Below are 25,130 nucleotides of genomic sequence, written 5' to 3'. Positions count from 1 at the left end.
CTTAGTCCTCCAGAAACAGTTGGATTGTTTCGGGCAGGTGCGAACTCACTACATGCGTGTAGCCCATCTCATCACTTACGCCGTGTTCCAGGCTGCCATCAGCGCGTTGAATGGCATATTCAAGATTGGCCAATGGTTCGCCCGACTCTTGATCAACCAATCTGAACTTGTCGCTGAAGTGCACTGGCATCGACGTCAGGCCGCTGAAGGGCGCGGATACGACGGTGTCGCCAATGATGACTGTGCCGGAGCCTCCTACAACCACGTTGCCGTGGCCACCGGTACTGCCCTGAGTCGCGGCATTCAGCCCATTGATAAAAACCGTAGAGCTGACCGCTCCAGTGATTGGGCTACCGCACGCGGATTTATCGGTCATCCGAGCGGCGGGAAGGCCGTCGAAATTGACATTGGGGGAGCCACTGACAATTGGATTTGTGCCGTGCCCCGGGAGCGGGCAACTGGTGGGATCCGTCACTCGGGCTGCAGGTTTGCCACTCACGGGAAGTTCCTTTTCAAAGATTCAGTTGTCCTTGGCCTGATTGGATTAGAAATTCCGGCCACTGAGAGAGTGCGAACATCAAACGTTTGGCAGAGCAGGAAAGAGTGCTCTGGAGGGGAAGAGCATCAAACTTCCGCCACCCATGTACGTTTGCGTCGCACAGGATGCCTGAGGCAAATGTTGCGCTCAACAATTCTTACAATTCTTTGGTTGACGGGTTGTGAGTGATCTTCAATCGAGTTGCCGGTAATGCGTTTGCGTTCGGATCGGTTGGAGCTTTTTGTACGGAGAAAAACGCATTTGGCCGAGGTCGTCAGTCACACCTGACAACCTCGGCCATTTTCTTTCCGGCTGTTGATCTACAGCGCTCAGCCGCTTACGCCTTCACCTCAACATGATCCAACGCCTGATTCACCGCCAACTCGCTCAACATCACCAACTGCGCAATTCCGATCGCAGTCTTGCGATGAGCAGGCTCCAGTGTGGCAGCGAAGTTATTGAGCATTTCGCTCGCCGATCCCAGTGATTCGCTGGCGTTGGCCAGCAGGGATTCGGTGTTGTACGCCGGGTTGGCCAGGTACATGGGGTCGTGTTTGTGGTGGCTGCCCATGATCCGTTGTTGCGGGGTGAGGTAGTGGTCTAGGGCGCGTTCGGCGGCTTCGTTGAGGGTTCGGGAGTCGGGGAATTTGTAGGGTGAAACCGGATCAGTTTCGGGGGGATTGGGTGTCGGTTTGAACATAGATGTAACTCCTCATGCTTCAAAAAGGGAGGCCATCCAATTTCGCTACCAAACGAAGGTGGCGGCCATGCTCAGGTTGGTAGACCGGCACATGAGGAACCCGGCGCACCCGAAGGTGCCCTGTGCATGACCACCATAAAGCCGAGACGAAACGACGCCGCGAATGGTGATGCTGTGCAACTCTCATGTGCGGGCTACCAAACCCGATCACTGGTTTTCAGTGACCCGGAAACGATAAGACCCGCACCCCAGACGCACAAGCCGGCGGATTCTGGCGTAGTCGTAGGCAATGACGCAAGGCGTTGTAGCCTTGAGGAAGTAACGATGGGTGTCTTTAAACAGCATTCAAAAAATCGGTTAAACAAGCTATCGGCACAGCGTCCGTTCGTGCAGTAGAGGAGGCAGTCAGTGATCGAGAAGGGTGAAAAACCAATACAAGAGAAATGACCGTTAGTCGTAAACATCCGAATACCTGTCAGATCTGACAGGTGACGCTTCCTGCTGCCCACGATTGAATCACTCCGTCAAACCAAACCCACGAAACGGAGTTACTGACATGTCTACATCCAAGTCCAATGCAACCACACTCGCGATCCTTTCTATCAGGGATACCAACGGTGAAGTACATCAAAACGGAACAACCTCTGATACCAGTGTGACAGTCGCAGGTCGAGCTGAACCTGGAAAGAAGTTGAAGTGCGCGATGGAACAATCCCGAAAGGTACTGCCCCTGCTAACACAGCAGGCGATTGGTTACTGGTCTTAAGTGGGCTTGCTCTGGGGGCACACATGATTACGGCCTCTGCTGACGGTTCTGTGTCAGCTCCCAGAACATTTACAGTGGTTCAACAGTAGAAAATAGATTCAATGGTTGTGAGTGAAGATCGGGAGATTTGAGGCGCGAGGTCCTCAAGGATTCCGATCTGTGCCTTATACATCGTGCCTGACGTTTTTGAGCAGGCTAGGGGGGTTCCGGGCGGCTGAGCAACGTTTCAAGCCGAGCCAAAGGGGGCCGATCCTGACCCCGATCAAAAACCTGCACCCCAACCTTGAGCAACCGCCCACTCTCTGCCGCTGCGATCACCTGCTCACACCGCAACAACAACCTCCCTTGATCACACTCCATCGCCTTAACCCCCATCGGCAATTTCCCTTCCAACCGAAGTTCAGCCATCCGACTCTGCGCCGCAATCATCGCAATCGAGCGATCCCGCAAAACCCCGCTGCTCTGCGTCATCAACCCCGCCACGCGCACGGCGGCGGACATGGCGACGGCGATGATCGCCAGCGCGACGAGCACTTCAATCAGGGTGAATCCGGCTTGCGGGGAGGGGGTGCGCATCGGGGGCTCGGGCAGTCGGGCGGCCCTTGACGCTAACGCCCGTGCTTGACGGCTTGACGACGAAAACACCCGAGGATTTTCAACATCCCTGACATATCTTCTTGCAACACTGCGCGTCGAATCGAATCAAGCCAGGGAATGACGAGATGGATATCGCGCAGTTCAAACAGCCCAGTCGACCGAGCCGGATGCCTCGTGGGCAGCAGGGTTTCACGCTGATCGAGATCATGGTGGTCGTGGTGATTCTCGGGATTCTGGCGGCGATGGTGGTGCCCAAGGTGCTCGACCGGCCGGATCAGGCGCGGGCGACGGCGGCGAAGCAGGACATTGGCGGGTTGATGCAGGCGCTGAAGCTGTATCGCCTCGATCACGGCACTTACCCGAGCCAGAGCCAGGGCCTGAAAGTGCTGGTGGAGCGGCCGGCCGATGCGAAGAACAGCAACTGGCGTTCGTACCTGGAGCGCCTGCCGAATGACCCGTGGGGTCGTCCTTATCAGTACCTCAACCCCGGTGCCAACGGCGAGATCGACATCTTTTCCCTCGGCGCCGACGGCCAGCCTGACGGCGACGGTGTGAATGCCGACATCGGTTCCTGGCAGTTGTAAGGCCGGTCATGAACAGCCAATCGAACCAGCAGGGGATGGCGATCATCAGTGCGCTGCTGATTGCGGCGGTGGTCGCGGTGATCGCTGCCGGCATGCTGACGCGCCAGAGTGTTTCGACCCGGGCGCTGGAAGCCGAACAACTGCGGGTGCAGGGCCGTTGGGTGTTGCACGGCGGGTTGGAGATCAGCCGGCAATTGTTGTGGGATGCGCGGCAGCGTGATCCGCTGACCCGACTCGATCAACCCTGGGCGCAGCGGTTGAACACCCAGGGTTTCGAAGGGCGGCTGGAGGACGAGCAGGGCAAGTTCAACCTGCGCAATCTGGTGGCCAACGAGCGGATCGATGACGCGCAGGTGCAGGCGTTCGAGCGCTTGTGCGAGTTGATCGGTGTGAACAGCGGCTTGAGCCGGCGTATCAGTCAGCGGGTGATCGGCTCTTATCCGCACCTGTTGAATGCGCAAGTGGTGGACAAGCCTGTGGCGAAAAACACTTTCGACAGCGGGCGCGCCACATCGCCGTCCGCGTCGCGCAAACCGCAATCGCCGACCTTGCCGATGCTGCGCACGCTTGAAGACTTGCGCAGTGTCGACGGGGTCAACGATGCGGTGTTGGCGAAGCTCGCGCCGTACCTGACGGTGATTCCGGCGACCACTTGGCTCAACGGCAACACGGCCACCGCGCCGGTGCTGGCGGCGTATGTGCCGGGGCTGTCGCTGGAGCGGGCGCAGGCGTTGATCAATGAGCGTGACGCCGGGCGCTGGTTTATCAATCGTGGGGATTTCGTCAATCGCCTGCGCCTGCCGCAACTGGAGATCACCAGCGTCAAGGTCGGCATCACCAGCGACTGGTTCCGGCTGCGCGGGCAGGCGCGGCGCGATCAGCGACGAGTGAGCCTCGATGCGTTGTTGCATCGCAGTGAGGATCGGTTGCCACAAGTGATCTGGTCGCGGGTGGGCGTATGAGCCAGTTGCGCGTGAGTTTGCCGCCGCTGGCGGAGCTGAGCCTCGACAGTGAAGTGGAGTGTGCTTGGCTGGATCGTCAGGGGCAGGTCACCCGCCAGGAACGCGTGCGGCTTGGTGCGCTGCCGAAGCAACCGCTGGTGTGCTTTCTGCACCCATCGGACAGCCTGTTGGCGAGCATCGATTTGCCGCCGCTGCCCGCGAACAAAACTGCTGCGGCGGTGCAATGTGCGGCGCAGGCCTTGATGCTCGGTGACAGCGCCGAGATGCACATTGCCCACAGCACCCGCAATGAAAGCGGCCAAGTGCAGATTGCCTGGGTAGCACGCAAGGATTTGCAGCACCTCGGGCAGTTCGGTTTGAACCTCAAAGGCCTGTACCCGGCGGCCTATAGCTTGCCGGTGATGGCGGGCGGCGTCGGTTGCTTGCACGACGATCATCTGTTGCTGCGCCACGGCCCGAATGCGGCGCAGGTGCAGCCGATGATCGACGAAGCGTGGCTGCTGGAAACCGGTCTGCCGGCGCACTGGATCGGTGACGGCGCGCCTGAGGCGGTGCAATCGACGTTGGCCGACATACAGCAACTCGCCGGCCCGTTGCCGAACTGGGGCCTGCACGGCGGCATTCAACAACCGGGCACCGAACCTCGTGGTTGGGGCAGGGCGCTCGGTTGTTGTGCGCTGGCGTTGGGGGTGTGGGTGATCGGTTTGAACCTGTACGCCGCTCGCGAGGCCGGGCAGGGCCAGCAGCTTAAGGCGCAGATGGCGCAGCGGGTGAAGCAGGCGTTTCCCGAGTTGCCGGTGATCCTCAATCCGCTGCAACAGGCCCGTCAGCAAATCGCGGCGCGCCAGCAAGGCGCGGTGGATGCGCCGGGGCAGGATTTCACGCGGCTGGTGTCGCAGGCCGGCAGCGGCATGCCGTCCATGGCCGGTGCGGTACAGCGGCTGGAGTTTGTCGACGGTGCGTTGCAATTGAGCTTGCTGCCCGAGGCCCGGCGTTCGGGCAACGACAAGGATTGGCAAGGCACGCTGGCCCAGGCCGGCATCAGCATCAGCCCGAATGACGACGGCTGGGTCCTGCGCCCGGCCGGCGAGGCGACCGCCGCCACCGACAACGACGACAGCAGCGGAGCCGAAGATGAATAGCCCATCGCTTGCGAAATACCGCGCCGGCTGGCAGCGCTTCAATACTCAGTTGCAGGCCCGTTGGCAGCCGTTGGCCGTGCGGGAAAAACGCATGGTCGGTGGGATGGCGGCGCTGTTGCTGGGGCTGTTTGTGTGGGTGGCGTTGGTTCAGCCGCCGCTGAAGAAGATCGCCGCCTCGCAAGTCGAAACCCCGAAACTGCGCGCCCAGGCCGAAGCGCTGGAAGTGCTGTTGCGCGACGTCAGCGTGCGCCCCGACGGGCAAAACCTGGAACAGACGCTGCAGCAAACGTTGCAGGCCAGCGGACTGGGCGGCCATTACCAATTGGCGGCCGCGTCCGCCGGCTGGCAGTTGACCTTCGACGCGGCACCGGCCGACGCCGTGCTCGACTGGCTGCTGAGCCAACCGCGGAATTTTTCACTGCAAGTGGTCGAGGCTCGCCTGCAACGCGCAGACGACGCCGCGACCGATGACACCGCCGGCACTCTGTCGGGCACCGTACGCATGGATCAGGCGCTGGGCGCTAAGGAAGCTTCATGAAGGGGTCAGGGTCCAAACGCATGGCGTTGCCGATGCTGTTGATGGCATTGAGCGCGTGCAGCAACACCACGCCACCGAATCAACCGCCGCTGCTGGTGGACAGCGAACTCGGCCGGCCGCTGGCCAACACCCAGCGCAGTGGCGACGCGGTGCTCGACCGCGAGCGTGCGCAGGCTCAGGCAAGACCTGCGCCGAAGCAATTGCACAACATCACCGAACGCGCCCGCAGCGGCGGTTCGGCGCGCGGCACGACGTTGCCGGCCAATCCGTTGGGCGATCAACCGGTGACGCTGAATTTTGTCGATGCGGATATCCAAGCGGTGGTGCGGGCGTTGTCCCGTTCCACCGGCCAACAGTTTCTGGTCGATCCTCGGGTCAAGGGCAACCTGACGCTGGTCTCCGAAGGCCAGGTGCCGGCGCATCAGGCTTACGACATGTTGCTGGCGGCGCTGCGCATGCAGGGTTTCAGCGTGGTGGATGTGGGCGGTGTGGCGCAGGTGGTGCCGGAGGCCGACGCCAAACTGCTCGGCGGGCCGATCTACAGCGCCGACAAACCGGCCGGCAACGGCATGCTCACCCGCACGTTCCGCCTGCAATACGAGAACGCGGTGAACCTGATCCCGGTGCTGCGCCCGATCGTTTCGCCGAACAACCCGATCAACGCTTATCCGGGCAACAACACGATTGTCGTCACCGACTACGCCGAGAACCTCACGCGGGTCGCGCAACTGATCCAGGGCATCGACACCCCGAGCGCCATCGACACCGACGTGGTGCAGATCCAGAACGGTATCGCCGCCGACATCGCGCCGATGGTGGCCGACCTGCTCGATGCGCCGGGCAACGACCCGACGCAGAAAATCGCAGTGATCGGCGACCCGCGCTCCAACACCATCATCATCCGCGCCGGCAGCCCCGAGCGTACGGAGCTGGCGCGCAACCTGATCTACAAACTCGACAACGCCCAGAGCAACCCGAGCAATCTGCACGTGGTGTATCTGCGCAACGCTCAGGCCGGCAAACTGGCCCAGGCCCTGCGCGGTTTATTGACCGGCGAGAGCGACAGCGGCACCAGCGACAATGCGCGCTCGGTGCTCAGCAACATGGGCAGCTCCACCAACTCGGGCGGTGGGCAAAACGGCCAGAGCGGTACGCAAACCAACGGCAGCACCTCGACCACCAACAGCGGCAGCACCGGCGGCAGTTACGCTCAGGGCAGCAGCGCCACCAGCGGCAGCGGCAATGCGCAAAGCAGCGAACAGAACGTTGCCTTCAGCGCTGGCGGTGTGACCATTCAGGCAGACGCGACCACCAATACCTTGCTGATTTCCGCGCCGGAACCGCTGTATCGCAACCTGCGTGAAGTGATTGACCTGCTCGATCAGCGCCGCGCACAAGTGGTGATCGAAAGCCTGATCGTCGAAGTCGGCGAAGACGACGCCAGCGAATTCGGCGTGCAATGGCAGACCGGCAACCTCGGCGGCAAAGGCGTGATCGGCGGCGCCAACCTCGGCGGCTCGGGGATCAACGTCAACGGCAAGACCAGCCTCGATGTGCTGCCGCAAGGCCTGAACCTCGGCTACGTCAACGGCACCGTCGATATTCCCGGGATCGGCAAGATTCTCGACCTGAAAGTGCTGGCCCGGGCCCTGAAGAGCAAGGGCGGCACCAACGTGCTGTCGACGCCGAACCTGCTGACCCTGGACAACGAAGCGGCGAGCATTTTCGTCGGCCAGACCATCCCGTTTGTCAGCGGCAGTTACGTCACCGGCGGCGGGGGCACCAGCAACAACCCGTTCCAGACCGTGACCCGTGAAGAGGTCGGTTTGAAGCTCAACGTACGTCCGCAGATTTCCGAGGGCGGCACGGTCAAGCTCGACATCTATCAGGAAGTCAGCAGCATCGACGAACGCGCCTCGGCGGCGGCCAATTCGGCGGGGATCGTCACCAGCAAACGCGCGCTCGACACCAGCATCCTGCTCGATGACGGGCAGATCATGGTGCTCGGTGGTCTGCTGCAGGACGGCTACAGCCAGAGCAATGACGCGGTGCCGTGGCTCTCGAACATTCCGGGGCTGGGCGCGCTGTTTCGCAACGAACGCCGCTCGATCACCAAGACCAACCTGATGGTGTTCCTGCGCCCGTACATCATCCGCGACAGCGCGGCGGGGCGCAGCATCACGCTGAACCGTTACGACTTCATGCGCCGCGCTCAGGGCGGTCTGCAACCGGAGCGCAGCTGGGCGATGCCGGACATGCAGGCGCCGCAATTGCCGGCCACTGCCCAAGGCGTGCCAGCACCGGTGTCCGGCCCGCGCGCGACGATCAAAGCGGTGCCGCTGCAATGAGCGCATTGCCTTACGCCTGGGCCAAGGCGCAGCGGATTCTGCTGCGCGACGGCGTGCTGACGGTGTGCCCGTCGACGCCGGGCTGGTCGATCAGCGAGGTGCGGCGGCAGTTCGGCGCGGCCAGGCTTGAGCGGGTGCGCGATGACGAACTCGACGGCTTGCTCGCCACGGCCTACGCCGACACCGGCAGCGCGGCGGCGGTGGTTGGCGCGGCGGAAAACGAAGTCGACCTCGACCGCCTGATGCAGGACATGCCGGAAATCACCGACCTGCTCGACACCCAGGACGGCGCGCCGGTGATCCGCATGATTAACGCGTTGCTCACCCAAGCGGCGCGGGACGAGGCCAGCGACATTCACATCGAACCGTTCGAAACCCATTCGGTGGTGCGCTACCGGGTCGATGGCACCCTGCGCGACGTGGTCTCGCCGCGCAAGGCATTGCACGGTGCGCTGGTGTCGCGGATCAAGATCATGGCGCAGCTCGATATCGCCGAAAAACGCCTGCCGCAGGACGGCCGCATTGCGTTGCGCGTAGCGGGGCGGCCGATCGACATTCGTGTCTCAACCGTGCCCACCGGTCATGGCGAGCGGGTGGTGATGCGTCTGCTGGACAAGCAGGCCGGGCGCCTGCAACTGGAAACCCTGGGCATGGACGCGCAGGTGCTGGCCAAACTCGATCACCTGATCCGCCAGCCCCACGGCATCGTGCTGGTCACCGGCCCGACCGGTAGCGGCAAGACCACCAGTCTGTATGCAGCGCTGGCACGACTGGATGCGAGCACCAGCAACATCCTCACTGTGGAAGACCCGGTGGAATACGACCTGCCGGGCATCAGCCAGATTCAGGTCAACGCCAAAATCGACATGACTTTCGCCCTGGCGTTGCGGGCGATTCTGCGGCAGGACCCGGACATCATCATGATCGGTGAGATCCGCGACCTCGAGACCGCGCAGATCGCGGTGCAGGCTTCGCTGACCGGTCACTTGGTGCTCGCGACTCTGCACACCAACGACGCGGTGTCGGCAGTCAACCGCTTGGTCGACATGGGCGTCGAGCCGTTTCTGCTGGCCTCGTCGATGCTCGGCGTTCTGGCCCAGCGCTTGGTGCGGCGGCTGTGCAATCAGTGCAAACAGGAAGACCCGGCGACGCCCGGCACCTGGCGCCCGGTCGGTTGTGCGGCGTGCAATCACACCGGGTACAGCGGCCGGACCGGCATTCATGAATTGTTCTGCATCGATGACGACATCCGCACCCTGATTCACCAAGGCGCAGGGGAGCAGGCGTTGCGTGCGGCGGCGAGCAAGGCCGGGATGTTCAGCCTGCGCGAGGACGGCGAGCGCTGGATTCGCAGCGGTGCCACGGCGCCGGAAGAAATCCTTCGTGTGACACGGGACGCCTGATGAATCGCTATCGTTTTGAGGCCGCCGATGCCAGCGGCAAGATCGAGTCCGGGCATTTGGAAGCGGAGAGTCAGGGCGCGGCGTTTGGCGTGTTGCGCGGTCGGGGTTTGACGGCGTTGTCGGTGGAGAAGGAAAGCAATGTCTCCCAGCATGGCGGCGGTGGATTGTTCAGCGCCAGGCTCTCGGATAACGATCTGGCGTGGGCCACCCGCCAGCTGTCGAGCCTGCTCGGCGCCAGTCTGCCGCTGGAAGCTGCGTTGAGCGCCACGGTCGAGCAGGCCGAGAAAAAGCACATCGCCCACACCCTCAGCGCCGTTCGCGCAGACGTACGCAGCGGTATGCGCCTGGCCGAAGCGCTGGCGGCGCGGCCACGGGATTTTCCGGAGATTTACCGGGCGCTGATCGCGGCGGGCGAGGAGTCCGGCGATCTGGCGCAGGTGATGGAGCGGCTGGCGGATTACATCGAAGAGCGCAACAACCTGCGCGGCAAGATTCTTACCGCGTTCATCTATCCGGGCGTGGTCGGGCTGGTGTCGATCGGCATTGTGATTTTCCTGCTGAGTTATGTGGTGCCGCAGGTGGTCAGCGCGTTTTCCCAGGCGCGGCAGGATCTGCCGGGGCTGACGCTGGCGATGCTCAATGCCAGTGATTTCATCCGCGCTTGGGGCTGGTTGTGCGCGGGCGTCATGGCCGGTGCGTTCTGGAGCTGGCGTCTGTATCTGCGCAATCCGGCGGCACGCTTGAGCTGGCATCATCGGGTACTGAAGCTGCCGCTGATCGGGCGCTTTGTGCTGGGGCTGAACACTGCACGGTTCGCCTCGACGCTGGCGATTCTCGGCGGCGCCGGGGTACCGTTGTTGCGCGCGTTGGAGGCGGCACGGCAGACCTTGTCGAATGATCGTCTGAGCCTGAGCGTCAATGAGGCCACCGCCAAGGTGCGAGAGGGTGTCAACCTTGCGGCCGCGCTGAAAGTGGAGAACGTGTTCCCGCCGGTGCTGATTCACCTGATCGCCAGCGGCGAAAAAACCGGTGCGCTGCCGCCGATGCTGGAACGTGCGGCGCAAACCCTGTCCCGCGATATCGAGCGCCGGGCGATGGGTATGACGGCACTGCTTGAGCCGCTGATGATTGTGGTGATGGGCGGGGTGGTGTTGGTGATTGTGATGGCGGTGCTGTTGCCGATCATTGAGATCAACCAGTTGGTGCAGTAGTAGTGTGTCTGTTGGTTGGATGTTGTCTGTGCGGGCGCTATCGCTGGCAAGCCAGCTCCCACAGATTTTTGTGTTGGGAAGAAAATTGCATTAACAACACCGACCACTGTGGGAGCTGGCTTGCCAGCGATAGGGCCAGTCAGAGCAATAAATAATTCAGCATTTTTGCAAAGGATTCTCCATCACCCGAGCCTCGATCCAGCCATCCTCGGGTTCTCCTTTCTGTCATCTGCAACGGCCCTTCAAGGGCTGTGGCCGATTCCCCCGAAAAGCTTGCCGTAGACACTCCGCATAACCCTGAAAACACCCGAGAAAATCCCTCGAAAATCAGCCTGCACCTCCCGAGGTTTTTTCCTTTATCTGTCACCGGAAACTGCGAATTTCTCAGTGCGACTTAACCACGGACCCCGCAATGCGAAGGTCGGCGGTGAGTCTTCCCAGTGTCATGCAAGACCCCTGAAAACCTGTGTTCACACCCAACGTTGAAAAGGAGATTCTTCATGTTCAAGCGCACTCTGATCGCAGCTTCCCTGACCGTCGCTGCCCTGGCTTCCGCCCAGGCCATGGCCGCCAACGTAACCGGTGGTGGCGCGACTCTGCCTGCCGCTCTGTACAAAGGTTCTAGCAACAGCATCCTGCCAGCCAACTTCAGCTACCTGGGTACCGGTAGCGGCACCGGCAAGACCGCTTTCCTGACCAACAACTCGGCACTGTTCAGCACCACCGGTTCGGTTCACTTCGCCGGTAGCGACTCGATCCTCAGCGCTTCGGAAATCAGCACCTACAACACCAACTTCGGCGCTTCGTACGGCCCGCTGATCCAGCTGCCTTCGGTGGCCACTTCGGTTGCCATTCCGTACAAGAAATCCGGCCAGACCGCTCTGAACCTGACCAGCGCTCAGCTGTGCGATGCCTTCTCCGGCGCCAAAACCACTTGGGGCGATCTGCTGGGCACTTCCGACACCACGCCGATCCGCGTTGTTTATCGCAACGTTTCCAGCGGTACTTCGGAAATCCTGACCCGTCACCTGAACGCGATCTGCCCGACCAAATTCGCCACCAACTCCACCTTCACCAATGCGCGTCTGCCAGCCGGTTCGACCCTGCCTTCGAACTGGGTAGGCGTGGCCGGTACTGCTGACGTGGCCACTCAGGTCAACGCCGTTGACGGCTCCATCGGTTACGTCGGTCCGGACGGTGTGAACGCCGCCAGCAACGCAGTGGTTGCTCGCGTCAACGGCGTACAGCCAACCACCGCCAACGTTTCGCTGGCACTGGGTTCGGCGGCTCTGCCAACCACCCCTTCGAACCCTTCGCAGTGGGTTCCGGTTGTTCCTAACCCAGCCAGCGGTTACCCGATCGTGGCTTACACCAACTTCATCTTCGGCCAGTGCTACAAGGACGCCAGCGTGGCCGCTGATGTCAAAGCCTTCCTGACCACCCACTACAGCAACCCGGGCAACAACGCTGCCACCATCGCTCACAGCTTCACTCCGGTTCCAACCAACTGGAAAGCGGCTGTGACTGCCAACTTCGTCACCAACACCTCGGGCAACAACCTGGACATCAACAACGCCAGCGTCTGCAACGCTATCGGCCGTCCTTTGTAAGCCTCGCTTCACGGCAATGAAATGGCAGCAGCCTTCGGGCTGCTGCCATTTTTTTTGGCCGATCTACACCTCGTTCATGAAGTTTGTGTGACATCCGTTCGGTCGCGGCCCCCGCCAACCGCCTATGTCGTAACAGCAGGGGCAAGCTGACCTGCGGCCTCATGTGGCAAACAAAAAGGATCTCGTAGTGATGCTCGCTCGCCCATCCCGTCGCAGTACCCGTGTTCAGCCTCAGCAGCGCATGGCCGCCGATCCGGCGCTGTGGTTGCTCAAGCCCCTGGCGCAGGCGATTGCCTTGTGCCTGGTGGCGGGCAGTGCCGAGGCGGCGACCACTTTCAGTTCGGGATGGTTCGCCGCCAAGGGCGCGGCGCAACAGGCCGCCGCAGCACGCCCGAGCGTGGGCGGATTGCCGGGGATGACGCCACCGCTGGCGCAGCAGCAAAAGGCCAATCAGCAGCTGCAACGCTCGATTCAGACCCTGAACAACACCGTGGCTGCGATTGCGGCGCAACAGGCGGCGCAGGCGGCCGGTCGTGCGGCGGCGCTGGGCACGGTGCAGTTTGTGCCTGATGGTCTGGGCGAGGGCGGTCTGAAGGTCGATAACAGCCTCACGCAAGGTTGGCAGAACGCCAAGGGCCCGCAGCAGACTCAGGTTGATGGCAAGACCACGGTGAAGATCGAGCAGACCGCCGACAAGGCGATCCTCAATTGGGAGACCTTCAACGTCGGGCGCAACACCACGGTCGAGTTCGCCCAACAGTCGAACTGGGCGGTGCTCAACCGGGTCAACGATCCGAATGCGCGGGCCAGCCAGATTCAGGGCCAGATCAAGGGTGACGGCACGGTGATGCTGATCAACCGCAACGGCATCGTGTTCAGCGGCACCAGTCAGGTCAACGTGCGCAACCTGGTGGCGGCGGCGGCCAACATCACTGACATTCAGTTCCGCGACCGCGGCCTGTATTTCGACAGCACCGGCAGCCAACCGACGTTCACCGAGGCGGCCGGCAAAGTGCTGGTGGAGCGCGGCGCGTCCATCGAGACCGCGCGGCCGGCCAAATCGACCGATGCCGGCGGCTATGCCTTGCTGCTCGGCAGCGAAGTGCAGAACGACGGCAGCATCAACACCGGCAAGGGCCAGACCGTGCTCGGCGCAGGGGATCGCTTTTACATCCGCAAAGGCTCGGGCACTGAGGGCAATGGCTTCTCGACGACGTTCGGCAACGAAGTCACGCCGGGCTTCAAGACCGGCAGCGCTGCCGGCAAGGTCAGCAACAACGGCCTGATTCAGGCCGCGACCGGCGACATCACCCTGACCGGCCATGAGGTCGTGCAAAACGGCGTGTTGCTGGCCAGCACCTCGGTCGCCACTCGCGGCACGATTCATTTGCTCAATCCGGCCACCGACACCCAGGGCAGCGTGACGCTGGGGCAGGGCAGCGCGACGGCGATCCTGCTCGACAGCAGCGATCTGACCGCCCTCGACAGTCAGCATCAGGCGGCGCTGACGGGCGTTACACCGAACAACCGGATTCGCAGCGATCAGTCGCGCATTGATATCCAGAGCGGCGGCAGCGTCGAGTTCCAGAACGGTTCGATCACCCTCGCCACGGGCGGCCAGGTTGCAGTGGCGGCGCAGCGTCGCAGTCTGGTGCGTGACGGCGCATTGATCGATGTCTCCGGTGCCATCGGCGTGAAAGTCGCGATGGAATCCAACAGCATCAAGATCAACGTCCAGGGCAACGAGCAGCGCGATGCTTCGGTCAATCGCGATAAAGGTGCGCTCAACAGCAATGACATCTGGGTCGATGTGCGCGAACTGGTCTACGTCCCGGCCGGCACCAACGGCTACGCCACGGATCGCTGGTACACCGCTGGTGGTCTGCTGGAGGTCGGCGGTTACCTCGGCACCCAGGGCCACAGCATCGGCGAGTGGATGGCTCAGGGCGGCATGGTCAGTTTTGCCGGCAATGACGTGGTGACCGAGAAGGGCTCGCTGATCAACCTGTCCGGCGGCACGCTGGACGTACAAAGCGGCGAGATTCGCCAGAGCTGGCTGCGTGGGGCCGACGGGCGCCTGTATGAAGTCTCAAAGGCGCCGGGGGATCTGCTCTACACCGGGCTGTACAAGGGCTATGAAGACAGCAGTGAGCGCTGGGGCCAGACGAGTTATTACTACAACCCGTTGATTGCACCGTCCAGGCGTCAGGAGTCGGGTTACACCGTGGGTCGTTATGCCGGGCAACTGGTGATCGGTACCCGCAACGCCGTGCTTGAAGGTCAGATGCTCGGCGAGGTTTATCAAGGCGAGCGCCAGACCCAGGCCCCGCGTGCGGTGCTCGATGGCTATGCGCAGAGTCAGACGGCGCTGGCGCGGCGCGGGCAGTTGATTGTCGGCAGTTATGACCCGGCGTACGTGGCGGCTTCCGGTGGTTTGCTCTACGGCCTCAACCCGTTGTTCGATCAGGTGCAGGTCGGCGGCGAACGTCCGCTGGCCGGCGATGATCGGGAGCTGACCGGCGCCGTATCCGATGCGCGCAGCGGCAAGCTGTTTCTTGATGCCGGGCAACTCAGCGACTGGCAATTGGGCGCACTGAAAGTGGCGGCCAAAGAACGGATCGACGTGCAAGGTGCCGTCACCGTCGACCATGGTGGCGACATCACCCTTTACGGGCCGCAGGTGCAGGTCAACGCGAACCTGACCGCGCGCGGCGGCAGCCTGCACCTGGGCAACGTGCTCAATCAGCTCAACACCGATCGCCTCACCGACACCCGGCTCGTCGCACCGACCGGCAAGGCCACCCGCGTGAGTGTGGCCGAAGGGACACAGCTGGATACGCGCGGTCTGTGGAGCAACCTGCGCACCAACCCGGATGATGCCGCGAGCCTGGCGTATCTGGATGGTGGCGTGGTGTCGATCCGCAGCAGCGGCGATATCGAAATCGGTGCCGGCAGTCTGCTGGACGTGTCTTCCGGCGGCGCGATTCTGGCCAACGGCAAGACGCGCGGTGGCAAGGGCGGTGACGTGACGCTGGAGTCCAGCGCCTTGTCTGCGCCGGGGGACAGCCACCTGACCCTGGACGGTCAACTGCGGGGCTACGGTGTGTCGGGTGGTGGCCGTTTGCTGATTCAGGCGGGCGACATCCTCATCGGCCAGTCCGGTAAACCCCTCGCCGACAACACATTGCAAGTGCAACCGGAGCTGTTCGACAAAGGCTTCTCTGCCTACAGCCTTATCGGCCTCAATCGCCTCGACGTGGCGGACAACACCCGCGTTGACGTGTTGATGCCGGTCTACCGTTTTGGTGACGCAGCTGCGAATCAGGTCAGTGGCACCGCGCCGGGGCAGGCGCTGGAATTGTGGACGCCGACGCTTTATCAGGAAAATCCGCTCAAGGCGCAACTGACCCAGCGTGCCGGCGCCAGTCTGGCTTTGCAGGCCGGTTCCAGTGAGGTCGCGCTGGTCGATCCGACTCGTAACACCCTGACCCTTGGGCAGGGCTCGCGCATCAGTGTCGATCCGGGGCAACGCATCAATCTGCGCAGCGCCGGTCAGCTCACGGTCGATGGCCAGTTGAATGCGTGGGGCGGCACGATCGATATCCGTCAGCAGCAATTCGGCTCGCTCGATGTCGCTGATTCCTCGCAAACGGCAGACAGGCAAACCCACAACCGCTCGATCTGGATCGGCGAGCACGCGGTGCTGGACGTGGCCGGTCGCGTGGCCACCGGCATCGATGCGCTGGGAAGGGTGTATGGCCAAGTCGGCAAGGGCGGCTCGATCATCATTGGCGGCGAAACCGATGCGAAGAAGGCCACGGCCACGTCGGCCGACGCTTATGTGATCGTGCGAAACGGTGCGCGACTGGAGGCCTCCGGCGCACAAGCGATGCTGGATATCGCCGGACAGGGACCGACGCTGGTTGCAACGGATGGCGGGCGAATTTCGCTGAGTTCCTACAACAGCCTGTTCATCGACGGCGACCTGCATGCTGCGGCTGGTGGTGCCGGCGCGGCGGGCGGGCGACTGGACATTGCGCTGGAGACACCGATTTATCTGAGCAGAGACGCGAGCAACGACGTTCGCGTGCCGCGCGAAATCGTCATCGGCCAGGACGCCGGCCCGTCGCTGTTGCCGACGGGTCTGCAAGCGGGCGAAGCTGCGCCTGCGTTGCAATACGGGCGTGCCCGGCTGGGCGCCGATCAGTTGATGTCCGGCGGGTTCGATAACCTGAGTGTGCTGAGCAACGGTCTGCTGTCGTTCGACGGCAACGTCGATCTGCACATGAATCAAAGCCTGAGCCTGTATGCCGGGGCCTTGTCGCTGGCCGACGGCGCGCCAGACAACGTACGGATCAACCTGTCTGCGCCTTACGTGCGTCTGTCGGGTACGGGCAAATATTTCGAGGCTCCCGGCAACATCCGGCCACGGGTGATGAACAATCCGACCACCGAAGTGGCGCCGGCACACTTCACCGCCACGGCAGACCTGCTGGATCTGGGCAACAGTCTGTCGTTCGGCACGGCCGGGTCAATCGTGCAACTGAGCGGCCCGGCACTGGAGGTCGGGCGGCGAGGTTTTGAACAGGTCACGCTCGACAGTCGGGGCGATCTGCGCTTTCTGGCGCCCACCGGCAACGTCGAGAAAACCGAACTCTGGACGCCGGGCGACCTGAACCTGCGTGCCGCGCAGATCTACCCCGCCAGTGATGTCACCGCCGAGGTGCGCGTGGGTTATCAGAGTGTCCAGCGTGACGCCAATCCTGAGCGGACCCTGCGAATCAGCAGTTCCGGGGCGGCGCCGGCCGTGTTGCCTTACTCGGTCTTCGGCAACCTGACGCTCGCCGCCGCGCATATCGAGCAGGGCGGGGTGATCCGCGCGCCGCTGGGCATGATCAATCTGGGTGACAACCTGGTCCTCAACACCCGGACACTGCATCTGTTGCCCGGCAGCCTTACGTCGGCCAGCGCCGCCGGGCTGGTCATGCCTTACGGCGGCACCACCGACGGCATCGACTTTCGCTACAACGGCAAGTCCGTGCTGCTTCGAGGGATCACCGCCGAAACCGCTGGCGTGACGCTCACCTCGAAGTACGTCGATGTGCAAGGCGGTGCGTTGATCGACCTGTCGGGTGGCGGTGATTTGCGCGGTGCCGGTTTCGTATCCGGGCGTGGCGGTTCCACCGATGCCCGCTACAACCCGCTGGTGCGCAATGCCAGTGACGGCACCTTCAGCCTGCCGGGCCTGGCCAGCAACCCGGTGTACGCCATCGTGCCGGGGAATCAGAGTGCTTATGCGCCGATGCTCGCCGAGGCGGGGGCGGTCGATCCGCGCATCGGCCAGCAGGTCACCATCGGGGCTGGCGTGCCGGGGCTGGCGGCGGGCACCTATACGCTGCTGCCCTCGACCTTTGCGCTGTTGCCGGGGGCCTTCCGGGTCGAGGTCAACGGCCAGGCGGCAGCGGGCGCAACCAACGCTGCGCTGCCACTGCGCAATGGTTCGTGGACGAGTTCGGGACGGATGTCGATTGCCAATACCGGCCTGCGTGACAGCCTGGCAAGCCAGGTCATCCTGACATCCGCCGATGTGCTGCGCCGTTATTCGCAGTACAACGAGACCTCTTTCAGTCAGTTCATCCAGAGCGATGCGACGCGCCGGGGCGTGCCTCGGGCCCTGGCGCCCATGGACGGCAAATCCCTGAGACTGAATCTGTCCCAGGGTGCCGCACCGGGTAACGCGCTCGATTTCCACGGTCAGGCGCTGTTCCAGCCGGCCACGGGCGGCGTCGTCGGGTCGGCCGTGGTGCACGGCGCGGCGAACTTCGAAATTCTCGGTGCGGGGCATTCAATCACTGAAGGTTTTGCCGGTGTGTCGCTGTATGCCGACAGCCTCAATTCGCTCGGCGCCGGCCGCTTGACCCTCGGCGCGCAACCGACGATCGATTACAACACGTCGGGCAACATCATCGCGTTCAGCGGTGATACTGCAACGATCACCTTGCGTGACGGCGCCGTGTTGTCGGCACCCGAAGTGCTGCTGCGCACCACCCGGGCCGATGGCGGTATCACCCTCGAAGCCGGTTCGGGTATCAACACTCTGGGGCGCGGCAAAGCGCCTTACGATTCCAGCACCGGCTTCATCTATAAGCCGGGTGCGGCGGGGTTGCTGGTGGTGTCGAACGGCTGGACCAATGTGCTGGCGCCAGAATTGACCGTCAGGACATCCGGCGCGGGCAACATTCTCATCGGCCATTGCTCGACGGCAACGTGCAACAACCCGACGCTGCTCTATTCCAACGGCAGCATTACCGCCGCCACTGACAAGCAATTCGAACTCGACGAAGCGGTACGCTTCGGCACCCGCCATCTGACGCTGGCCGTGGGTTCGGTCAATGCCGGCAGTGCCGAGGCCTTGAGTGCCGCCGGCAACCGGGTGCCGACCGGTCTGACCCTGAACCAGAATGTCTTGAATCGCCTGTTGCGGGGCGATACACAGTTCGGCGCGCCGGCGCTGGAAACCCTGAGCCTGACCAGTCGCGATGCATTCAATTTCTACGGCAGTGTCAGCCTCGATACCCTGGATCCGCAGACTGGCGTCAGCAAACTGCAAAACCTGATCCTCAGCACCCCGGCCATTTACGGCCTGGGTGAAAGCGGCGACGTGGCATCCATTCGCACCGCCAATCTGATCTGGAACGGTGCGCCTCAGGATCCAGGCGCGGTGATCACGGGCGGCGCGGGCACCGGTCGCGGCGCGCTTGATATTCAGGCGCAACGGATCGAGTTCGGCTACGGCCCTGATCCGCAGGCCAATGGCCTGGATGTGAACAAGCGGTTGGTGCTGGGTTTTGCCGACGTCAATCTCACCGCCAGCGATCGCATCACCGCCAACCACAAGGGCAGTCTTGAGGTCTATCAGGCGCAGGGCGCTTTCGATCCGGTCACCGGTTATGCCCACAGCGGCGGCAATCTCACATTGCGGACGCCGTTGCTGACGGGAGAGGCGGGCTCGGTCAACCTGCTCAAGGCCGGTAATAACCTGAACCTGACGGGGGCCGGCACAGCGACTGCCGCCAATGCACTGGGGGCGCAATTGACCCTTGATGCGCGCAATGTCTTGCTGGACAGCCGCATCGCCCTGGCCAGCGGCAAACTGGTGGTCAAGTCCGAGGACGATCTGACCCTCGCCAGTGGCGCGAATCTGGACATGGCCGGTCGCACGTTGCCGTTCAACGATGTGAACAAGTACAGCTGGGGCGGTGATGTGGCGCTGTACAGCCGCGACGGCAATATCCGCCAGGTGGCGGGCTCGCGAATCGATCTGTCGGCGCAGAACCATCAGGCCGGTAACCTGAGTGCCGTGGCCCTGGCCGCCGATGCGGGCATGGTCGATCTGCAAGGCGATATCCTCGGTGCCAGCAGCGGCTATTACGATGCCGGCGGCACACTGGTGCCGTACAGGGCCGGTGGCGTGGATATCCGCGCGCAGCACCTCAATGGCGATCCGAGCCAGCAATTCGCGGCCCTCAATCAGCGTTTGAATGCGGGGCAAGTCTTTGGCAGCCGCAGCTTGCAGCTCAAGCAAGGCGATCTGTTGATCGGCGACGGGCTCAAGGCTGGCGAGGTCAATGTCTCGGTGGACAACGGCAAGCTGACGGTGGCGGGTCTGATCGATGCCAGCGGCGAGCGGGTCGGCAGTATTCGACTGTCGGCGCAAAACGGCCTGACCCTGGCGGGCAATGCGGTGCTTGACGCCCATGGCCGTGTGTTGCGGGTCGACAGCTACGGCAAGATTATCGACGCCCCGAACCGGGCGATGGTCGAACTCAACGCCGGACAAGGCGTGCTGACCCTCGGCAGCGGTGCGCGCATCGATTTGCGCCATGGAACCGAAGCCGTTCTCGGCACTCTGCCGGGGCAGTCCGACGGGTTGCTGCGCGGCACGCTGGAACTGAACGCGCCGCGTCTGGGGGCGGATGACATTGCGATCGAAGCCGGCGGCGCACTGAGCATTCAGGGCGCCCGCTCGATTGGCCTCAACGCCACGCGCCGCTATACCGATGCCAGCGACGGCACGGACCCGTCGGCCAGTGGACGGCCGTATCAGGTGATCGATCAGGCGTACCTCGATCGCATTCACGGCGACAGCACGGCGTTCATCAATGCGGCGCTGGCCAACGGCAACTTGCTGAACAACAAACTCGCCGGCCTGAACAACGCCACTTATGCCGATGCCTTCCATCTGCGGCCCGGGGTCGAGATTGCCAGCAAAACCGCCGACGGTGATCTGGTGGTGCAGGGTGATGTGGACCTGTCCGGTTACCGTTACGCCAGCCTGAATCCGCACACGCAGAAGACTTCGGTCTACGGCTCGGGCGAGGCGGGTAACCTGGTGATTCGCGCGGGCGGCAACCTCGATATCCACGGCAGCCTCAACGACGGTTTCGCGCCGCCACCGGAGACTGTGGACGATGCGGGCTGGAAATTACTGTCGGGGATTCAGCCGTTCGGCGGCGATCTGATCGTACCGGGAGCGGGCGTTACGCTCGCGGACGGTACGGTGTTCCCGATCGGCGCCACGTTGAACTACGACCTCCCGTTGCAAGCGATGACGCTGGCCAGCGGCACGCTGCTGCCGACCGAGGCAACGCTGGCGGCGCCTTACACCTTCGGCGCCGGCACGGTGCTCGCCGGCTCGGTTCGCGATGCTTCGGGCAACGTGCTGTATGCCGCCGGTACGCTGCTCGCCGACAGCGTGACTTTGCCCGCGGGCAGCCGGTTGGGAGCGGGTATCCGCTTGAATGACGCAACGGCGCTGCAAGCCTTGCGCTGGCCGAAGGGCGTGCCGCTGCCGGGCAGCGTCGAGGCCGGCGACAACGGGGTCAAGGGCGTGCGCCTGAGCGGTTCGCTGGCTCTGTTGCGCGGCTCGCTGATTCCGTCGATGACCGATGTCGTGCTGGCGGACGGTACGCCGTTCATCGAGTTGCGGCCATTGACCGGTACGACCCAGGGGCGCAATTGGGCGGTCGCCAGCCTGTTGCCGGCCGGCAGTGCGTCATGGTCGATGCGCGTGGTGGCGGGAGCCGATCTGAGCGCCGCGGATAGCCGGGCGATCAAGCCGGTGTCCAGCGATGGCAATCTGCGCCTGGCCGACACCCATTACGGCCTGACCGTGACAGAGAAACCGCCGACCCTGGTCTGGGGCGAGGGCAACCTGGGCGGCTTCACGCCCGGCGACCCCGTCCCCGAGGATCAAATGATGTGGTGCGACTGGGCGCCGAACTCCTGTGTGCCGGCACCGCGTTGGGTATGGGCACCGGACAACTGGATGGGCATGCCGCCTGGCTCGCCGATGACCGACGATGAAGTGCTGTCCTGGTGTGGCGCATTCCCGGAACTGTGCGTGGAAAACAAACCGGGTACCACCGTAAAGACCCACACCCAGATGTTCAGCGTGCTGCGGACCGGCACTGGTGATCTGGACGTGCTCGCCGCCGGCGATCTGAGCATGGATTCGCCGTATGGCGTGTATACCGCCGGCACTCAGTCCCAAGACATCGATCCGCGCTTCAACCAGCCTCGCGGACGGCTGTCAGACAACGGCTCGGTATTGGGCAGTGCGGGCGGCGCTTACGAAAAATGGGTCAGTGGCAGCGACAGCCTGTATCAGGCCTGGTACCCGCAGATGGGCGGCAACCTGACCATCAATGCCGGTGGCTCGATTGCGGGCGATGTACTGGGGCGTCGTGGTTTGTCGCAAACCATGGACACCCGTGAGCAGGTGCCGAGTGTGGCCGTGGGCAACTGGCTCTGGCGTCAGGGCACCGGCAACAGTGAGGTGCCGACCGCGTGGTGGATCAACTTCGGCAGCTATGCGACGCAACCGTTGCCGGATCAAAGTGTTGATACCGGCCCGTACCTGGTCGGTTTCACCGGTTTCGGCACCTTGGGCGGCGGCAATATCAGCCTGCGTGCCGGGGGCGATGCCGGCATGCTCAAGGCGATGGGCGACGGTAACAAGACCAACCTTTATCCGCGCGGGCAGGGGCTGGTCGTGGCGGTCGGCAGCACCGGGCGCGTGGGCAGCGATGGCAGCCTGCAATTGACCGGTGGCGGCGACATGGACATCCGCATTGGCGGGGTGGTCAATCCTTCATTACAGGCCCGGGCCGGAGAGAACGGCATCGGTGTCGCACAACACGATCTGCAAGGTGCGTTGATCAACCTGCGCGGTGCTGCGCGACTGGCCAGCGGCGCGCTCGGCGGGATCAATCTGCAATATGGCGCCGAAGCCTCGACCCAGGATCCTCGCGAAGTTCGCCCGTTCGACCCGTTCACGTCCACGATGGGCAGCGCCTCGGGTGGGCTGGTGCTGATTCCTGGGGATTCGGGGATGAGTCTCAGCACGCGCGGCGATCTGGTGTTGGGCGGCGCGGCGGACCCGGGTCGGGTGCGCCTGCAGAACTCCACCCCGTTCACTACGCAAGACGGTGTCGTCCATGAGGGCGGCGGCTTGACGGGCTTCTCGTTGTGGACCGATCACACCGCCATTGACCTGTTTTCGGCAGGGGGCAATCTCACACCGAGCACTCAACTGGGCGAAGTCACAGGTCAGGGGCCTGTCACAGGGCGCAATACGTCGCCGACCGATGGACGCTTCGTGTACCCGTCGATTCTGCGGGCGGTGGCGGCGCAAGGTTCGATTTATGCCGGACCTTCTGCAGTCTACAGCCAAGGCAGTGGTACGGTGCCGGCAACCGGGTATTCGCTGTTGCTGGCACCCTCCAGCACCGGGCAACTGGAGTTGCTGGCGCAGGACTCGATCTACGCCGGCGGCTATGCGATCAATCAGTCGGGCGCCAGTCCGCTGTCCATCGCTACGCCGTTCGCGCCGGCCTTCAACGGTTACGGCAACCACACGTCGGCCACGCCGATCATGAGCAATCACAACAGCGACGGGGTGTCGCCGGACAAGAATCTGCGCTATCCGTTATTCGCTTTCGGCGCCAACAGCTACTCGGGCTTGGGCGACGTCCACGCACCGGCGCGGATCTATGCCTTGAACGGTGATCTGGTGGGTGTTCGCAGCGGTGAAACGCTGACGTTCAGCTTGTCGAAACGTACCTGGTACGAAGCAGCAGGCCCGGTCTGGATGCTGGCCGGGCGCGATGTCGTGGCGTCCGGCACTTTCCTGGGCAACCCCACGACCGTCTCTTCTGCTGAGATGGGCGTACCGCCGTCCGAAACCATCACCTCGACCGGCAACCTGTTCGTGCATGACGACCCTCGGGACGTTTCGCGGGTATCGACAGGGCGCGACATCCTCTACAGCAGCTTCGACATCGCGGGCCCCGGCGTCCTGGACCTCAATGCCGGGCGCAATATCCTGATGGAAAACCGCGCCAGCATCACCAGCCTCGGCTCGTTGGTCGCCGGTGATCAGCGACCGGGCGCCAGTGTGGTGTTGCAGGCCGGTGTGGGCGCGCAAGGGCCGGATTATTCGCGGTTCATCGCCCGTTACCTGAACCCGCAGAACCTTGCCGACCCGAACGCATCGCTCAACGGTCAACCGGGCAAAGTGGTCAAGACATACCTCGACGAGTTGCAGAGCTGGTTGACCCTCGGTTACGGCTTCAGCGGCAACGCCGAACAGATGCAAGCGTTCTTCGCCGCGCTGCCGAGCGCCGAACAAGCGATCTTCGCCCGTCAGGTGTACTTCGCCGAACTGCGTGCCGGCGGTCTTGAGTACAACGATGTCGACGGCCCGCGCAAAGGCAGTTACCTGCGCGGTCGCAACGCCATTGCTTCGCTGTTTCCGACTACCGATGTGGCCGGCAATCCGATCCGCTACGACGGCGACATCACGCTCTACGGTGGTGCCGGGGTGAAAACCCTCTTCGGTGGCGATATCCAGATGCTCACACCGGGCGGCGGCCAGGTGTTCGGCATCGAAGGCGCCGCGCCGCCATCGACGGCGGGGATCATCACCCAGGGTTCGGGCAACATTCAGCTCTACTCCCAGGGCAGCATTCTGCTGGGGCAGAGCCGGATCATGACCACGTTTGGCGGCTCGATCCTGGGCTGGTCTGCCGAGGGCGACATCAACGCCGGTCGCGGCTCGAAAACCACCGTGGTCTACACCCCGCCGAAACGCGTGTACGACACCTGGGGCAACGTGACCCTGTCGCCATCGGTGCCGAGCACCGGTGCCGGTATCGCCACGCTCAACCCGATTGCCGAAGTGGCGCCGGGGGACATCGACCTGATCGCGCCGCTGGGCACCATCGATGCGGGCGAGGCGGGGATTCGCGTCTCGGGCAACGTCAACATCGCCGCGCTGACGGTGGTCAACGCCGCCAACATCTCGGTGCAGGGCAAGGCGACCGGCGTGCCGGTGGTCTCGGCGGTCAACACCGGCGCAATCACTTCGGCCAGTTCCGCTGCGTCGTCGGCCACCCAGGCGGCGGAAGACGTCGCCCGTCAACAACAAGCCGCCTCGCGCCAGAATCAGGCCTCGGTGTTCACCGTGCAGGTGCTCAGCTTCGGCAACGAACAACTGGCCCCGACTCGCGACGGCGCCAGCCGCGCACCGACACCGGGTTACAACGCGAACAGCCCGGTGCAGGTGCTGGGCGCCGGGGCGCTGGATGAACAGGCGAAACAGCAGCTGACCGAAGAGGAGCGGGGACAGCTGACGTTGTAAAGGACTCTCGTGTAGTACGCTTCGGGCG

General features: G+C 63.3%; 12 protein-coding genes. 9 read left to right on the top strand and 3 right to left on the bottom strand.

Features of this window, described 5'->3' with window-relative positions; translation table 11 throughout:
• Nucleotide 1: 1 nt before the first annotated feature.
• The 3 genes from CAF77_RS06745 to gspI form a co-directional block, all read right to left on the bottom strand.
• The gene (locus CAF77_RS06745) at nt 2-499 is read right to left on the bottom strand and encodes a PAAR domain-containing protein (protein ID WP_085654191.1); all 498 of its coding nucleotides are present in this window, start codon (nt 497-499) and stop codon (nt 2-4) included.
• Nucleotides 500-875: 376 nt separating this feature from the next.
• Complete coding sequence (locus CAF77_RS06740) at nt 876-1,238, bottom strand: DUF6124 family protein (protein ID WP_007959368.1); 363 nt, start codon at nt 1,236-1,238, stop codon at nt 876-878.
• Nucleotides 1,239-2,199: 961 nt separating this feature from the next.
• Complete coding sequence (gene gspI, locus CAF77_RS06730; RefSeq protein ID WP_011334562.1) at nt 2,200-2,580, bottom strand: type II secretion system minor pseudopilin GspI; 381 nt, start codon at nt 2,578-2,580, stop codon at nt 2,200-2,202.
• A 146-nt stretch (nt 2,581-2,726) separates the two neighbouring features.
• On the opposite strand from gspI, the gene gspG reads away from it, so the two are divergent.
• From gspG to CAF77_RS06685, 9 genes are all read left to right on the top strand, one after another.
• A complete protein-coding gene (gene gspG, locus CAF77_RS06725) occupies nt 2,727-3,185 on the top strand; it encodes a type II secretion system major pseudopilin GspG (protein WP_011334561.1) in 459 nt (152 codons plus the stop codon).
• A gap of 8 nt (nt 3,186-3,193) precedes the next feature.
• Nucleotides 3,194-4,147, top strand: a complete 954-nt coding sequence (gspK, locus tag CAF77_RS06720; protein WP_085654190.1) for a type II secretion system minor pseudopilin GspK — start codon at nt 3,194-3,196, stop codon at nt 4,145-4,147.
• Nucleotides 4,144-5,289, top strand: coding sequence for a type II secretion system protein GspL (gene gspL / locus CAF77_RS06715; protein ID WP_085654189.1), 1,146 nt, complete (start codon nt 4,144-4,146; stop codon nt 5,287-5,289). Before gspK ends, gspL begins: the two co-directional genes overlap by 4 nt.
• Nucleotides 5,282-5,827 carry a type II secretion system protein GspM gene (gene gspM / locus CAF77_RS06710; protein ID WP_085654188.1) on the top strand — a complete coding sequence of 182 codons (546 nt, stop codon included), beginning with the start codon at nt 5,282-5,284 and terminating at the stop codon, nt 5,825-5,827. Before gspL ends, gspM begins: the two co-directional genes overlap by 8 nt.
• Nucleotides 5,824-8,175 (top strand): type II secretion system secretin GspD, encoded by a 2,352-nt coding sequence (gene gspD / locus CAF77_RS06705; protein ID WP_085654187.1) that lies wholly within the window; start codon nt 5,824-5,826, stop codon nt 8,173-8,175. Before gspM ends, gspD begins: the two co-directional genes overlap by 4 nt.
• The gene (gene gspE / locus CAF77_RS06700) at nt 8,172-9,578 is read left to right on the top strand and encodes a type II secretion system ATPase GspE (RefSeq protein WP_064381210.1); all 1,407 of its coding nucleotides are present in this window, start codon (nt 8,172-8,174) and stop codon (nt 9,576-9,578) included. The genes gspD and gspE overlap by 4 nt, the downstream gene beginning before the upstream one ends.
• A complete protein-coding gene (gene gspF / locus CAF77_RS06695; protein ID WP_085654186.1) occupies nt 9,578-10,789 on the top strand; it encodes a type II secretion system inner membrane protein GspF in 1,212 nt (403 codons plus the stop codon). Before gspE ends, gspF begins: the two co-directional genes overlap by 1 nt.
• A gap of 500 nt (nt 10,790-11,289) precedes the next feature.
• Nucleotides 11,290-12,399 (top strand): substrate-binding domain-containing protein, encoded by a 1,110-nt coding sequence (locus CAF77_RS06690; protein ID WP_085654185.1) that lies wholly within the window; start codon nt 11,290-11,292, stop codon nt 12,397-12,399.
• 190 nt (nt 12,400-12,589) lie between these two features.
• Complete coding sequence (locus tag CAF77_RS06685) at nt 12,590-25,102, top strand: filamentous haemagglutinin family protein (protein WP_085654184.1); 12,513 nt, start codon at nt 12,590-12,592, stop codon at nt 25,100-25,102.
• Nucleotides 25,103-25,130 lie beyond the last annotated feature (28 nt).

The organism is Pseudomonas sp. R15(2017) (assembly GCF_002112685.1).
In the GTDB taxonomy this organism is placed as follows: domain Bacteria; phylum Pseudomonadota; class Gammaproteobacteria; order Pseudomonadales; family Pseudomonadaceae; genus Aquipseudomonas; species Aquipseudomonas glycinae.
This window is presented reverse-complemented; position numbering and strand designations above follow the sequence as displayed.